This is a genomic window from Oceanospirillum sediminis, from assembly GCF_014164585.1.
Classification (GTDB): domain Bacteria; phylum Pseudomonadota; class Gammaproteobacteria; order Pseudomonadales; family Halomonadaceae; genus Oceanospirillum; species Oceanospirillum sediminis.
This window is the reverse complement of sequence record NZ_JACJFM010000001.1, coordinates 255,587-269,015: the sequence shown is the minus strand read 5'-3', so window position 1 is coordinate 269,015 and position 13,429 is coordinate 255,587. Positions and strand designations below refer to the sequence as shown.

Annotated in this window: 15 protein-coding genes; 6 read left to right on the top strand and 9 right to left on the bottom strand. The window is 46.6% G+C overall.

Going from position 1 to position 13,429, the window contains the following annotated elements; translation table 11 throughout:
* Nucleotides 1-178: 178 nt before the first annotated feature.
* Nucleotides 179-895, bottom strand: a complete 717-nt coding sequence (locus H4O21_RS01165) for a YebC/PmpR family DNA-binding transcriptional regulator (protein ID WP_182807002.1) — start codon at nt 893-895, stop codon at nt 179-181.
* Nucleotides 896-1,069: 174 nt separating this feature from the next.
* Between H4O21_RS01165 and H4O21_RS01160 the strand changes: the two genes are divergently transcribed.
* Nucleotides 1,070-2,446, top strand: coding sequence for a GGDEF domain-containing protein (locus H4O21_RS01160; protein ID WP_182807001.1), 1,377 nt, complete (start codon nt 1,070-1,072; stop codon nt 2,444-2,446).
* Nucleotides 2,447-2,492: 46 nt separating this feature from the next.
* On the opposite strand, the gene glpE is transcribed toward H4O21_RS01160, so the two are convergent.
* Nucleotides 2,493-2,813 (bottom strand): thiosulfate sulfurtransferase GlpE, encoded by a 321-nt coding sequence (glpE, locus tag H4O21_RS01155; protein WP_182807000.1) that lies wholly within the window; start codon nt 2,811-2,813, stop codon nt 2,493-2,495.
* Between the two features lie 230 nt (nt 2,814-3,043).
* A complete protein-coding gene (locus H4O21_RS01150; protein ID WP_182806999.1) occupies nt 3,044-3,421 on the bottom strand; it encodes a hypothetical protein in 378 nt (125 codons plus the stop codon).
* Nucleotides 3,422-3,719: 298 nt separating this feature from the next.
* Between H4O21_RS01150 and phaR the strand changes: the two genes are divergently transcribed.
* Nucleotides 3,720-4,184: a polyhydroxyalkanoate synthesis repressor PhaR gene (phaR, locus tag H4O21_RS01145; RefSeq protein ID WP_182806998.1), complete on the top strand. Its 465-nt coding sequence runs from the start codon at nt 3,720-3,722 to the stop codon at nt 4,182-4,184.
* Between the two features lie 470 nt (nt 4,185-4,654).
* Here phaR and H4O21_RS01140 read toward each other — a convergent pair whose 3' ends face one another.
* Entirely contained in the window at nt 4,655-5,566 is a 912-nt protein-coding gene (locus H4O21_RS01140) for a LysR family transcriptional regulator (protein ID WP_182806997.1), read from the bottom strand.
* A 229-nt stretch (nt 5,567-5,795) separates the two neighbouring features.
* On the opposite strand from H4O21_RS01140, the gene H4O21_RS01135 reads away from it, so the two are divergent.
* The gene (locus H4O21_RS01135) at nt 5,796-6,167 is read left to right on the top strand and encodes a response regulator (RefSeq protein WP_182806996.1); all 372 of its coding nucleotides are present in this window, start codon (nt 5,796-5,798) and stop codon (nt 6,165-6,167) included.
* Between the two features lie 57 nt (nt 6,168-6,224).
* Here the strand turns inward: H4O21_RS01135 and H4O21_RS01130 are convergent, their stop codons facing one another.
* A complete protein-coding gene (locus tag H4O21_RS01130) occupies nt 6,225-6,512 on the bottom strand; it encodes a hypothetical protein (RefSeq protein WP_182806995.1) in 288 nt (95 codons plus the stop codon).
* A gap of 179 nt (nt 6,513-6,691) precedes the next feature.
* On the opposite strand from H4O21_RS01130, the gene H4O21_RS01125 reads away from it, so the two are divergent.
* Nucleotides 6,692-7,141: a response regulator gene (locus tag H4O21_RS01125; RefSeq protein ID WP_182806994.1), complete on the top strand. Its 450-nt coding sequence runs from the start codon at nt 6,692-6,694 to the stop codon at nt 7,139-7,141.
* Between the two features lie 379 nt (nt 7,142-7,520).
* Here H4O21_RS01125 and H4O21_RS01120 read toward each other — a convergent pair whose 3' ends face one another.
* Nucleotides 7,521-9,017 carry a methyl-accepting chemotaxis protein gene (locus H4O21_RS01120; protein WP_182806993.1) on the bottom strand — a complete coding sequence of 499 codons (1,497 nt, stop codon included), beginning with the start codon at nt 9,015-9,017 and terminating at the stop codon, nt 7,521-7,523.
* A gap of 4 nt (nt 9,018-9,021) precedes the next feature.
* On the bottom strand, nt 9,022-9,567 hold the full coding sequence (locus H4O21_RS01115; protein ID WP_182806992.1) for a PAS domain-containing protein: 546 nt from the start codon (nt 9,565-9,567) through the stop codon (nt 9,022-9,024).
* Between the two features lie 382 nt (nt 9,568-9,949).
* Between H4O21_RS01115 and H4O21_RS01110 the strand changes: the two genes are divergently transcribed.
* Nucleotides 9,950-10,609, top strand: coding sequence for a hypothetical protein (locus H4O21_RS01110; protein WP_182806991.1), 660 nt, complete (start codon nt 9,950-9,952; stop codon nt 10,607-10,609).
* A 119-nt stretch (nt 10,610-10,728) separates the two neighbouring features.
* Here the strand turns inward: H4O21_RS01110 and H4O21_RS01105 are convergent, their stop codons facing one another.
* Both H4O21_RS01105 and H4O21_RS01100 read right to left on the bottom strand, forming a co-directional pair.
* Nucleotides 10,729-11,202, bottom strand: coding sequence for a FliG C-terminal domain-containing protein (locus H4O21_RS01105; protein ID WP_182806990.1), 474 nt, complete (start codon nt 11,200-11,202; stop codon nt 10,729-10,731).
* Between the two features lie 11 nt (nt 11,203-11,213).
* Entirely contained in the window at nt 11,214-12,050 is an 837-nt protein-coding gene (locus H4O21_RS01100; protein WP_182806989.1) for a hypothetical protein, read from the bottom strand.
* Nucleotides 12,051-12,252: 202 nt separating this feature from the next.
* Between H4O21_RS01100 and prfB the strand changes: the two genes are divergently transcribed.
* Nucleotides 12,253-13,351, top strand: a protein-coding gene (gene prfB / locus H4O21_RS01095) for a peptide chain release factor 2 (RefSeq protein WP_182806988.1) whose coding sequence is annotated in 2 segments (ribosomal slippage) — nt 12,253-12,327 and nt 12,329-13,351 — 1,098 coding nt in all. Because the reading frame shifts where the segments join, the coding sequence is not laid out codon by codon here.
* The last annotated feature ends 78 nt before the right edge of the window (nt 13,352-13,429 follow it).

Genomic DNA, 13,429 nt, shown 5'->3' with positions numbered 1-13,429 from the left:
CGAGGTGCTGCCAGATCCTGAGCTGGCACATCCCGTTGAAACCAGATTCGATCTGGCAAGATACTGATTGTTTTTCAGTGTTATCAAAAGTGTTTTTCAAGCACCGCTGTCCCCGGCTATGAGTTTTAAAACCAGGGCAGCGGCAGATTATCACTCTCAGACTGATCTGAGATCAGAATCAGTATTCAGCGTTGTGATAAACGTTCTGTACGTCATCCAGGAAGTTCAGCATTTCCAGGAATTTTTCCATCACTTCGATATCATCACCGGAAATCGGTGTTGTCGCGTGAGGGACGAACTGGATCTCTTCAACCTCAAAATCCACACCTTCAAAGGCAGCCTGCAGTGCAGTCTTAGCTTTAAAGTATTCAGTATGCGGCGCAAAGACGGTGACTTTACCATCTTCACATTCGATATCTGTCACATCGACATCTTCCATCATCAGTGCTTCTAATACCGCTTCTTCATCATCTCCGGCAAAAACAAAAATAGCACTGTGATCAAAACCATGACTGACACTGCCTTGTGAACCCAGCTTCGCTTTGGCTTTGTTGAAACAGGTACGCACATCACCAAAAGTACGATTCGGGTTATCTGTCAGGCAATCTACGATAACGGAGCAGCCACCCGGACCAAAGCCTTCATAACGTGCCGGGGAGAAATCTTCACCGCCACCGCCTTTGGCCTTATCAATCGCCTTATCAATAACGTGTCCTGGTACCTGATCCTTTTTCGCCCGGTCTATCATGCTGCGCAGTGCCAGGTTGCCATCAGGATCTACACCACCACTTTTAGCGCACATGTAGATTTCACGGCCGTACTTACTGTACACCTTGGTTTTAGCGGCGGCCGTCTTCGCCATGGATTCTTTACGGTTCTGAAAGGCTCTGCCCATTACCCTGTCCCATTTCTTACGGTTAAAAGCTTAATTCTACCTCTTAAGCCAGGGGTCTGGGAATATGCAGACAGGCTGCTGATCCGTATTGATCTGATTTCATTCACTGTCGGAGAAACAGCATACACTTATACATTGTCCCAATAATCACGTTACAATGCCGGAAATTTCGCTATGAGAAGGCTGAACAGACATATGAAAGGGCTGGAAAAGTTTTATCTGACTAATCTCTATACGCCGGAGAATAATAAGGTTCTGGCGGAGATCAGTACTATTATTCAGCCTCGCTATATGGATGTGGTCGATGTTTTCTACCGTGAGCTGCTGGGGGATACTTCTGCCCGCCAGTTTCTGGACAGTGAACAGGTTGAAAACCGTCTTAAGGGTAGTCTGAAAGACTGGCTGGCAGATATTCTGTCTCCTAAAGAGCGCTATGAAATGGAACATCTGATCGAGCGTCAGCTGCAAATTGGTCAGGTGCACGCCCGGATCGACGTACCCATGCCCCTGGTCGATAACGCCATGCTGATGGTGAAGAACGGTTGTTTTGAGATTCTGGTTGAGTCTGATATGGACCGGGAACATCTGGCAGAAGCTATTCGCCTGGTGAACAGTATTCTGGAATCCAGTCTGAGTATGATTAATCAGGCTTATATGCATGATATGGTCGAAAATGAGCGCAATGCGATGTCTCTGCGCCTGAACCTTTCAGGGCAGGATATTGCGCTGGAGATTGAGCGTATTCGCTCTGACCTGTTTAACTGGCTCAGTGATAGTATTTTCCAGGTGATGTCCGCTCAGGGACTGGCAGAAGACTCTTTGCAGCGTTCTGAGTTTGGTTTATGGGTGAATCACAAAATGGACCTGATCACACCTCAGGCAGATCTTTCCGGTAAAATTAAGCATCGGATGGATCTGCTGTCGGCTGATATTCGCCATCTGACTCATCAGGCGGATGATCCGGTTCAGCGGCAGAAAGAGATCTGTAACCAAATGAGTAAAGCGGCTAATGAAATTGGCTGGCTATTGTCTGAACTGGCTAACTCACTGTTAGCCAATTCTTCAAAAGAGGATTCTCTGACCCGGCTGATTGAGCGCAAACATATGGCCCCTGTGCTGCAAAAGGAAACCCAGATGGCTCTGGCTACGGGTAATGATTACTCTTTGATCATGTGTGATATTGATCATTTCAAGCGAATTAATGATATCTACGGTCATGCTGCTGGCGATCTGGTGCTGGAGCAGGCCGCGAAAGTAGTACGCCACGCGGTTCGGGTCAGTGATTACAGTTTCCGTTATGGCGGCGAAGAGTTTTTGCTGGTTCTGCCGGAAAGTTCGGCAGAGCAGGCTGCTGAAGTGGCAGAGCAAATTCGACAGAAAGTTGAGAAGCTGGTGGTTGAGCTGGAAAGTCAGCGTTCAGTTAATATATCAATGTCATTTGGGGTGGCACAATTTAATGGCCATCCTGATTATATGCGTAGCCTGAAAAATGCTGATATGGCGCTCTACTCGGCTAAGCATCAGGGGCGCAACCGGGTTGTTATGGCCTGAATCAGTATTTCAGGCCAAGGGTAAAGCTGCTCTTCGTCACAGTTGCTCAGGACTCACAGAGTGCCGGGTAACTGTTTTTCCATATTTCATAACCACCGTTCAGGCTGTAGACATCGGTAAAGCCCTGTTCAAACAGAACCTGAGCCGCACCCTGGCTGCTGTTACCATGATAGCAGCAGACAATAACCGGCAAACTTTTATCTGTATTTTCAATAAACTGCTGAACATTGTCGTTATTCAGAGCCTGCGCTGAGGTGATTCTGCCCATAGCGAAGCTGTTCGGGTCCCGGATATCAACGATCACGACAGGATCCTGGTTTTCTATGCGGGTATTCAGTTCATCCGGGTTTATAAATTGAAAGCTCATATGACACCTTTGGCAGGGATGTGAAAACTAAGTGTGAGTATCGAAGTCCGATAATATCTCTGACCTCTGTACTACTGATAGTGATTTACAGAGGGCAATGGCTCGTTCTGCAAATGATGTCTGGATTATAGAAATACCGGGCGGGAAAACCAATATTAGTATTGTCTTAGGTTTTGAAGGGTTATTATCCGGGCAACCCGTGCCGGGCTGCCAGGGTAAATGTTTAGTAATCAGTCCCGGTTCAGAGTGCTCTGATCAATGGCATTTTTCAGGCGATCAAACTCAATCAGGTTGTCTGGCAGAAAGTACAGAGTATAAAAAACCTTCTCAAACAGATGGCGTTTGCCATCGGCTCCTTTGATTTTCTCTTTTGAGCTGCTGAAATTACTGCTCATTGTGAAATGCAGCACTCGGGTTGCAGGCGGTATGGCCAGTATAGAGCCATCCAGCTGCTGGAGAGTTTTGGGTTCTTTCAGGGTATACGACGAGATTTCGGTGACCAGTTGCAGATTAACGTAGAAGTGGCTGGAGACGGGGGCAATCACCTTTTTACCGCTCTCATTATTCTGCATATAAATGCCGCAGTTTTTGCGAACTTTAACAAACATTTTACCCTCCCATAAGGGGTATGTCATAGATATGATCGAAGCGTCGTGAATATGGGTAACCTGAGTTACAGGCAGCACAATAAGACAGATATATGATGTTATTGTGACAATCCCCAGGCATAATCTTAATTGACGGGTATTTGTCAGGCTTATATTGGCCTGAGGCAGATAAATGGTAAAAAAATGTTTTTTTTACTGTCATATTTGCCATAGTCATTGTGCCGTCATTCAAACTGACTACAATATGCTGCACAGGCGAGGTAGCTAACCATTTCGGGCCGGAAGAGAGAGTAGGAATTTGCGAGTCATCAGAAAATACGCCAACCGCAGGCTGTATGACACTTCAGAAAGCCGCTATGTCACTCTGGAAGATATTAAGCAGCTGGTGATCAATAAAGAAGAGTTTCGTGTTGAAGACTCTAAAAGTGGCGACGATCTTACGCGTAATATTCTGTTGCAGATTATTACTGAGCAAGAAAATACTACTGGCGGTGGCAGCAACCCCATGTTCAGTAATCAGGTGCTACAGCAACTGATCCGTTTCTACGGTGATAGTATGCAGGGCACAATGAGTAATTATCTGGAAGAGAGTATCAATACTTTCCTGGAGCAGCAGAAATTGCTGCGTGACCAGATGCAATCGGCTATTACCAGTAATCCGATGACTTCGAATCCAATGGAGCTGATGCGCAGAGTGGCTGAACAGAATATGAAAATCTGGCAGACCTTCCAGCCTAAATCTCCGAAAAGCGATGACGATTAATCCATCTTATCGTCAGCAGATGCTTTAATACCAGATCCCTGTCGGAAGACTCCGTCAGGGATTTTTTATGCTTTCCGGTACTCTGGATATTCACGGACTATTGCGAGTGTCTGTGGTGTAGGGGGGGAGGGTGAAGCCTGACTGGCAGATATAAATATAAGCACCCAAAAAAGCTTCTTTTTAGCAGAAGGTTGCATTCCTCAGCCATTGGCTGAAAATATCGAAACACTTTTGTATAAGTGTGTACATTCGCACTGGTATGCAGAGGCGGGTTGTGGATATCCCTGAACAGAATAGGGAAGAGTAAGACACAGAATCCTTGGTAAGGGAGGCGAGAAAAGACTCTGTGCCTTACAGTGTGATACTTTGCCCGGAAGGCAGGGAGGCACTGTACCCCGCTATGCCTGTGGCGATTGAACACAGGGCAAGAATGTCTGAACTATCCTTCCAGAAAAACAGATTTTTTCATTTTAATTGTCAGATTTTTTCGATGATTTGTTCGCAGGTGCATTCTGAAGAATAGTCCGAATGGCCGGATGAATCGGGTCTGGCGTGCGGGTAATCGCAAAGTGCTCTACAAAGACAGACTGGATTTCCCCTGCTTCTTCTACCAGATATTGTCGGCAGACCTCATCTTTAATAACTGTTGGTGCGGCGAAGATTCCCATGCCTTCCCGGGCAAAAATTTTAATCAGAGCGCTGTCGCTGATCTCGGCAGAAACATTCATGGATACATTATGCCCGGATAACCACTGAGTCAGTTCAGAGAACCAGCCGGTCTCTGTATCGTTTGTCAGTAAAGGTTGTTGTTGTAATGATGCCGGGAAATTATGTTGTAATTTCCTGGCCAGTTCCGGAGCGGCAAACAAAGAGAGTGGCGAGCTGAGCAAATGGGTGCTGTGCAGATCCTGAATATCATCTGATAAAGGCTGATCACTGATGACGATATCAAGAGTCTGGCGTTTAAGGTCTTTCAGTAAGTTCGGAAAGCGGCCGCTGACGATTTTCAGTCGTATGGGCTGCGGGTCTGCTATAGCCGGTGTGATCAGATGGTAGGCGATCATTTTATGTACTGAAGCGGCAAACCCGACAGCCAGATCCAGAGGTTGGGTAATATCCGGTTGTTTCAGCACCTGATCCAGTTCGCCTGCCAGAGTAAAAATCTGACTGGCATAGTGACGAACCTGATCTCCTAGCGGAGTCAGCCTGAGTCCCCTGCCTTTGCGGAAAAACAGAGCTCCTGTTCTTGCCTCAAAAGCAGATAGCTGGCTACTGAGTGTTTGTGGTGCCAGGTCCAGCTGATCACTGGCTCGGGCAATAGATCCGGATTCTGCGATAACCCAGAAATAATAGAGATGTTTCAGGTTGAGGTCTTTCAGCATAGTCAGAAAGTTCTGATTCAGGATTTTTCTTGTTCAGTGTATCAGTAATGTCCCTGCAAAGGCACGGATAACGCTCTTTCAGGCCAGGCCAGAAGGCATCAAATTATTGCAGTTGATAAAAGTTTACTGCAGCGATATGCCAAAAAAATCTCAATATTTCCGCTATGAAGCAAGCAGGAGAACTATGCTGAATAAGTTATAGGCACAAGGGAGAGCAGGAGTTTCAATCATGCAGGAAAAAAAAGTGATAGCAATTGCAGATGATGATCCTGACACGCTGGAGTTGTTGCAGGAATTTCTGGGCGATTATCAGGTGAGATGTTTTCAGAGACCGGAAGATCTGCTTTTTGCACTGGAACCCGACAATCTGCCTGATCTTATTATCTCAGATGTCATGATGAACCAGATGGATGGCTATACTTTATGCCAGATGGTGAAAAAACGAGATGAATTGAAACATATCCCTGTATTACTCATCAGTGGATATGGAGATAAGGTTGATTTCCGTAAAGCTATTGAATGTGGAGCTAATGAGTATCTGGAAAAACCCGTCGCTATAGATGTGTTAAAGCGTCGAGTCTGCGAGCATCTCAGGGAATAAACAGGCCTTTTGATTGTCAGCCCGTTGAGCTGACAATCATCGCGATTGCTGTGGTTGTCAGTCACGCAGGGAAGGTCGGTATATTGGTGTCACCCGGTATCTTGTTGGTTGAGAGCGGCGCTGCCCCATACCAGAATGGCTATGAGTATGGGGATAGAAGTAATGATTATCCGGCAGTTGGCTATGTTTATGTTCTTTGTAAAGCAACGGCGCGTAGGCTTTATTGGCAGGTACCATATGACTATGGGCAGAGGGGGCATGATACCGGGGCTGGCTGGCGCAGCCTGCCAGAAACACTATCGCGGATATTGTCAGTGTGATAACTGACTGTTTTTTTGTAATCATGATTTCCTGCCTCCTGATCACGGTATTAAACAGAGCTGTGAAGGATGTGGGTGATATTTAAGGATTTTATCGTAATCAGAGGGATACTCAGAGAATTTATTAGTATTAATTTATACCTTGTTCTGCTTTACAGGCTGTGCTGTAAGTCTGATGCAGTCACAATCAGGAGAATCATATTTATGGCTAAGGTGAATAAAGTAGTCGCTGTTGTTGACGATGATCCTGATACTCTGGACTTTCTTGAAGAAGTACTTTGCTCGTATGTGACGGTATGCTTTGCCTGTTCAGAAGATCTGCTGACCTGGCTGGCCGGAGGGCATTTACCAGAACTGATTCTGAGTGATGTCATGATGGAAGATATTGATGGCTATGAACTGTGTCGCCAGCTTAAAAGCTCAGAAAAATATGCAGCGATTCCTGTGGTGCTTATGAGTGGTATGACGGCCGATATCGACTTCAGACTGGCGATAGAATCCGGGGCAGATGAATATATCGAAAAACCTGTTCGCCGCAAGCGTTTACTGGAGGTATTACAGAATAAGTTATGTGAACATTGTCTGCTTGATGATTGTCCGGCACCTATGAATCAAGAGTCTGACTCCCTTAAACCCTGTACCGGTTCAGATTGATCTGTCTCAGAGGTGAACATGCCTTTGTTAATAAAAGATATATCCCAGCGAAGTGTATAGTCTGCTTTACCGCAGGCAGATATGTTCACCAATCACGTTGGCGACAGAGCTTTTGGCCTGTGACAGGTTAAAGGGGATTATTTGCACTGAGAAGACCTGTTTTTTGACTTTTCCGTCATTGCTATGGGCAGTCTGTTTTTTTGCCAGTATGATCGCGCCCACAAAATCGTTGTTTATTTATTATGGTTCATGCCCTTGTGTGAATCCCGGAAACCGATGAGGGATCATCGGTTTTTTTTCGCTGCTTTGCCTGTAATGAGGCGACAGATAGCTGACGCTTCATTTCATACTGGTTCTGCACTGACTATAAGGGTAGTTGTCAGGTATGCAGCCCCAGTTGCTGCATCCGCACTTCTGTCATCTGGTCAATCCAGTGCATGACTTCTTCGCTGGCTTCTTCTGAGCCTCTCATGGCGGTCACAATATCGTCTCTGATCGATTCATGCTTGTGCCAGTTAAGATCCAGCAATTCAAGGGCCTTATGTACGCTGTTGTGTACCCGGCTATGAGGGTCTTCCAGAGCCTGATAAGCCTGGCTGTGCACCAGCTTATCCTTACCTTCACTTTCGTAATACCATTTGCCCAGGCGACACTGGGTATGGTTGATCATGACTGCATTGTATTCCTGTCCTTTATTCTGTTCGCCCAGAGCCACATAGGCATTCTGTTTATAAATGACGTGATCCAGTTTGACCAGGGAGTGATAAATAACCGTTGCAATCCCTTCAATCTGAGTTGCTGAATGCTCAGATGTCGTTGCCAGCTGATTGAAGCGCACTTCAAATTCACTGACCAGCTCTTCCATCTGGCTGGTGACCTCTTTAGAGTGCTCTGATACTTTACTGACTTCCGCAACACGCTGGCTGAAACCGGACAGAATACGATCTACAGATTCAGCGGCTTCTTTGGTTCGTTGAGATAACTGTTTGACTTCATCTGCTACCACTGCAAAACCACGGCCTTGATCTCCGGCTCTGGCGGCTTCAATCGAGGCATTCAGTGCCAGTAGATTAGTCTGATCTGCGATATCTTTAATGGTCATCAGCGAATCAGCAACCTGGTCACTGTCTTTGCTGAGAATGTGAACCACATCAGTAACCTGGCTGACGGTTTCAGCGATATCACGGATAGAATGGCCGATGGTTTCTACAGCTGTCAGTGAGGCTTTGGCTTCGGAAGCGTTCTGGCTGGCTTCATCACCGACGCGTCGGGCATCTGCATCGATATGCGTCAGATCCTGCTGAGCCTGCTTCAGATTTTTGATTAGATTGCCGGTATTCAGTTTATGTAATTGAGATGCCAGGCTATTGCTGTTCAGAAGTTTTTTGTTTTCTTTCATTGCGTCAATGGAATGAGTGATGGAACGCAATGATGATCCCATTCGGCCAGGCAAACCCGGACTCAGAGGAGGTCGGTGGAAGTTACCCTGCGATACCTGGGTGAAAGCCGTATCAACTTCTTTAAAGTAGCTCTCGACCTGATCCAGCAAATCATTCAGAGCCCAGGCAACTTTTCCCAGTTCACCTAACCCCCTGGTATTGTGAATTCTGTGGTGAAGTTCTCCTTTTATACTCATATTCAGAGTAACGTTGAGCCGTTTCAGGGTTTCTATCATGCGCAGAGCCTGAAGGATCTGCAGGCCGAGAATAGTGCATACAATAATGCCTCCGGCAACATGCCACAGATCCAGACCGTATTGCCAGGTAGAGTAGACAAAAGTCAGACTGATAATGACGTAACAGAACAGGCTGCCCCAGACGAACTGGGTCTTCAGAAAAGGAATACCCTGACTGGTTTCATTCTTAATGACGGACATAAAGTTACTCCTGAGGCTGACCGGTCTGGTAGAGTTGAATCATGGCATGGCAATAATCCATCTCTATTGTCTCCAGCCAGAGTTCAACTTCTCGTACAGACTGATCAATTGCACTGCTGCCTTGCCCATTTGCTTCAATTGACAGCATTTTCTTATATAGAGGTTCGATAATATTTCGGATCGTTTCCGGTGCTGGCTTACGTCGGACGGAGTAGAATCCCTTAACCTGGCCATCCAGATCAATATCCGGTGTGATATTGGCAAATACCCAGTAATAGGAGCCGTCGGCACACAGGTTTTTAACATAGCCGAAAAACTCATTGCCCTGTTGTAGTGCTTTCCACATCATGCGGAATACCCCTTTAGGCATATCCGGGTGGCGGATCAGATTATGGGGTTTATCAAGCAACTCTTGTTCTGAGAAGCCAGAAATCGCCATAAACTTTCGATTTGCGTAGGTAATTTTTCCTTTAGGGCAGGTTTTACTGACAATCAGATCATTGTCATTCAGAAAAACTTCATGGTTACGTGGGGTGATCGTGCGGGACATGGCAGGGCAACCTTGTTAACAACGGGTACAGACGTGCATGTAATATTCTTAATATTAAACTGTAAATATAAGTAACCAGGTTAACAAGATAAAATGTAATGTTTTATTGCTTTATGCACTGCTTTTTACTGATTCGTAAAATAGTCGCAGAGAATTCTGGGTGCTGAAAAATTATATTTTCTGGTGGAGATCTTCTGTGATGCTTTGATCCCTGAGCGGGATTGAGTAAAAGGTATTTGGCGCTGGGCTTGTAATGGATGATATATGATGTGATATACCGCGCAGTTTTCAGGGCTAACCGCTATGATAGAAAACAATATGATGACATATTACGAGTTCTGAATTTCCTTTACATTGGTTTGTTCTGTACAGAGAGGCTTCTATGAGAAAGATAATAACAGGTTCACTGGTTTATATTGTCCTTCTGTCGCCAGTATCTGTATTGGCTGCGGATAATGGAAGCCCCGCTATGATGTCTGAACAGGCGTTCGCTGGGATGACTCCTGTGCAGATGAAATTGTACCAGGCCCGACAAAGAGTCATTCAGGCTCGTCTGGAGCAGGAGCAAAGGGTCAGACAAGCCCGCATAGCCACTGATCAGAGAGTGCGTCGTTCCCGTGCAGAACAAACGACGCGGGTTCAGCGTGATCGACAACAACGATTACAAAAAGAAGCGGCATTCCGGACGGCAGAATTTGATCGTGTCAATCAGGCTAAGACGGCAAGAATGCAACGGGAAGCTCAGTCAGGTCATGGGTTAAGAAACCGTGAGTATGCTTTTTACCGTGATCAGAAACGAAGGGTTGAGCGGACCAGGGTGCAGGAGAAGCAACGGGTTGCTCATGCCCGTATGACTGAACAGCAAAGAGTCAGCATGGCTCGTATGCAGCAGCAACAGCGGGTTAATCAGGCTCGTCAGATTCAGGCTGGTAAAGAACGTGTGATGCTGGAGCAGCGCATGCAGCGGGAATATAAAGCCCGTATGGACAGTCAGCGTAGAAAAGAAGCGCTGAGTAAAGAGATGATTCTGCCCTGGAGCTGATCTTTATTCTGATTGGTTACTGCCAGTAAAGAGCAGAAATACATCGTCTGCTCTTTGCTGAAAATGCTGTGTTTCTGTATAAGGCAATGGCCAGAGGTTGAACGGGAGTTCAGCCCTGCTCAGTAGTAATCTCCATTCGGATCAACCAGTGTAATCTGGCCTTCATCAATCAGCTGCTCAACCAGTGCAAAGAAATCTGAATAAGCCTGCAGCGCATCTCCTGGTTTGATCTGCTGATCATACAGCACATCACTTTCAATCGCCTGGCGATTACGTTTTGTGATATAGGTCATCAAACGGTTTTCCAGCTTGGAGGCCTTCACTGTGCGCAGAATGTTAACCAGCAGATCCCGTGATGCCAGGTGCATCAGGTGCTGCATACTACGCTGATCCATATGCGTCAGGACCAGGAGCAGCTTCCGGTACAGGGCCAGAAAATTAGGTTGTCCCTGGGATAATGGGGGGTTCATACCTAACTGCTCATCCAGCTTTGACATCAGACGTACAGAATCGACCAGATCCAGCTGGGTAGAAAAGAACTCTTTTTCAAGGCGGAAATGATGTTCGCCCACTTTACGTACATTAAAACTCATATCTGCTCCTGTCAGGTCAGAACCGGTCCGGAAGGGGGCGGAGTGGAAGGTTTTTTATTTTGCAGGTTTTTCACTACATCAACGATCAGCTGAGCGGTTTTTTTTGCATCAGCCGGAGTGATACTGGATGGTTTAGCCGGGTGTAACTTGTCCCGTGTATTTTCAGGAATCAACTGGTTAAAGCGGGCAGGCATACTGCCTTCAGGCAACTCTTCGATGATTAGCCAGAGTTTTGCCAGTTCTCTGGGCGGTGTCTGCCGGAAAACGGCCATCAGTGCTTTATCCGGGAATCCATCCAGTTTATTCAGTACCTGACGTATAAAGCTGGCTTCCGGGGCATGGCTTAATTTTGCTGCAGCCTGTATCCGGGTAAGATCCGGCATCGGTGGAGGCTTGATCTCCCCTTCATCTTTCATACGCTCTATGGTTCGTACCAGAGCACTCATACGCAGGTTGACTTCCCATAGGGGTTTCAGAGGAAGACGTTCTCCTTCAACCACCAGACGATCAATCTCTTTACGCCCCAGAGCCGTTTCCAGTTTCTTCAACAGCGTAGTCATCGGACGATTCTGACAAACCCTGTACAGGAGGACAAAGTCAAATTCCCGTATTAACAGGGCCAGATCGTTATCGGTGAATTTCTCCAGATGTTCCAGAGCAGGCAGCAGCTGCTGGAATTCGGTTCTGGCTTCTTCCCAGTCAGCAGAGGGATAGCGGGAGAAAGTTTCTATGCTGTGAGATAATGCATCCCGCATCTCCCGACAATCGGATTCATCGAGCACTAAGCGGGTTTTATCCAGTCGTATTTCATAACGATGGCCGCCGATCGGCTTAACCTTGATCTGCATGTGATCCTTTCCTGAAAGCGGTATATAAAATTATTTTTTATGTTATCTGGATTATAGACCGCACAGTGCATTGATTTCACCGCATAAAACACATTGTTTGGTTACGAAAAGCAATTTAGGCCTTACCATCTCTGGCAGCTGAGAAAGGGATTGGTTAAAATTGATCGCTTACATATCTCTTATCTGATGGATTTCCCTGGAAATGTTAGAAGTTAATCCAATCGTTACCCTGATTAAGGATCTCTCTGAGCGTACAGATGTCCTTAGGGGGTATCTTTGACTACGCTGAAAAGAAAGACCGTTTAGAAGAAGTTAACCGCGAACTGGAACAGCCAGAAATCTGGAATGAGCCGGAAAAAGCTCAGGCTCTGGGTAAAGAACGCTCTTCTCTGGAGATGGTAGTGAATACCATCGAGAATATGGATGCAGGCTTGTCTGATGCTCAGGATCTGCTGGATCTGGCGGTAGAAGAAGACGATGAAGGCACAGTAGAAGAGGTTCAGTCCGAACTGGATAATCTGCAGGCTCAGCTGGAAAAGCTGGAATTCCGTCGTATGTTCTCCGGTGAGATGGACGACAGTAACGCTTTCCTGGATATCCAGGCGGGTTCTGGCGGTACTGAGGCTCAGGACTGGGCTAATATGATGCTGCGTATGTTCTTGCGCTGGGGCGATGCTCATGGCTTTAAAACGGAACTGATTGAAGTCTCTGCTGGTGATGTGGCCGGTATCAAGAGTGCGACCATCCGTTTCGAGGGTGAGTATGCTTATGGCTGGCTGAGAACAGAAACCGGTGTACATCGTCTGGTACGTAAATCACCGTTTGATTCCGGTGGTCGTCGTCATACCTCTTTTGCCTCGGTCTTTGTGTCTCCGGAAGTGGATGACAGCTTTGAAATTGAGATCAATCCGGCAGACCTGCGTACGGATACCTATCGCTCGTCAGGCGCGGGTGGTCAGCACGTTAATACCACGGATTCTGCGGTACGTATTACCCACGAACCAACCGGCGTTGTGGCGTCCTGTCAGACAGAGCGTTCTCAGCATGCTAACCGCGATCGTGCGATGAAGCAGCTGAAAGCAAAACTGTATGAGCTGGAGATGCAGAAGCGTAATGCCGAGAAGCAGGCTCTGGAAGATACGAAATCGGATATTGGCTGGGGTAGCCAGATCCGCTCTTATGTACTGGATGATTCCCGTATTAAGGATCTGCGTACCGGCGTAGAAAACCGTAATACCCAGGCGGTTCTGGATGGTGATCTGGATCGTTTTATTGAAGCAAGTCTGAAGCAGGGCCTGTAACCCCCTCCTGCAGGTGACAACAGGAAAACAGAGTATTCTGTTTTCTCTGAGAAAGCGGTTGCTCAGGTAAGCCTGGCC

Bases quoted from the DNA above. Each gene is read 5' to 3' on its own strand.
- H4O21_RS01165 (WP_182807002.1), bottom strand. From the start codon at position 895: ATGGGCAGAGCCTTTCAGAACCGTAAAGAATCCATGGCGAAGACGGCC.
- H4O21_RS01160 (WP_182807001.1), top strand. From the start codon at position 1,070: ATGAGAAGGCTGAACAGACATATGAAAGGGCTGGAAAAGTTTTATCTG.
- glpE (WP_182807000.1), bottom strand. From the start codon at position 2,813: ATGAGCTTTCAATTTATAAACCCGGATGAACTGAATACCCGCATAGAA.
- H4O21_RS01150 (WP_182806999.1), bottom strand. From the start codon at position 3,421: ATGTTTGTTAAAGTTCGCAAAAACTGCGGCATTTATATGCAGAATAAT.
- H4O21_RS01140 (WP_182806997.1), bottom strand. From the start codon at position 5,566: ATGCTGAAAGACCTCAACCTGAAACATCTCTATTATTTCTGGGTTATC.
- H4O21_RS01135 (WP_182806996.1), top strand. From the start codon at position 5,796: ATGCAGGAAAAAAAAGTGATAGCAATTGCAGATGATGATCCTGACACG.
- H4O21_RS01130 (WP_182806995.1), bottom strand. From the start codon at position 6,512: ATGATTACAAAAAAACAGTCAGTTATCACACTGACAATATCCGCGATA.
- H4O21_RS01125 (WP_182806994.1), top strand. From the start codon at position 6,692: ATGGCTAAGGTGAATAAAGTAGTCGCTGTTGTTGACGATGATCCTGAT.
- H4O21_RS01120 (WP_182806993.1), bottom strand. From the start codon at position 9,017: ATGTCCGTCATTAAGAATGAAACCAGTCAGGGTATTCCTTTTCTGAAG.
- H4O21_RS01115 (WP_182806992.1), bottom strand. From the start codon at position 9,567: ATGTCCCGCACGATCACCCCACGTAACCATGAAGTTTTTCTGAATGAC.
- H4O21_RS01110 (WP_182806991.1), top strand. From the start codon at position 9,950: ATGAGAAAGATAATAACAGGTTCACTGGTTTATATTGTCCTTCTGTCG.
- H4O21_RS01105 (WP_182806990.1), bottom strand. From the start codon at position 11,202: ATGAGTTTTAATGTACGTAAAGTGGGCGAACATCATTTCCGCCTTGAA.
- H4O21_RS01100 (WP_182806989.1), bottom strand. From the start codon at position 12,050: ATGCAGATCAAGGTTAAGCCGATCGGCGGCCATCGTTATGAAATACGA.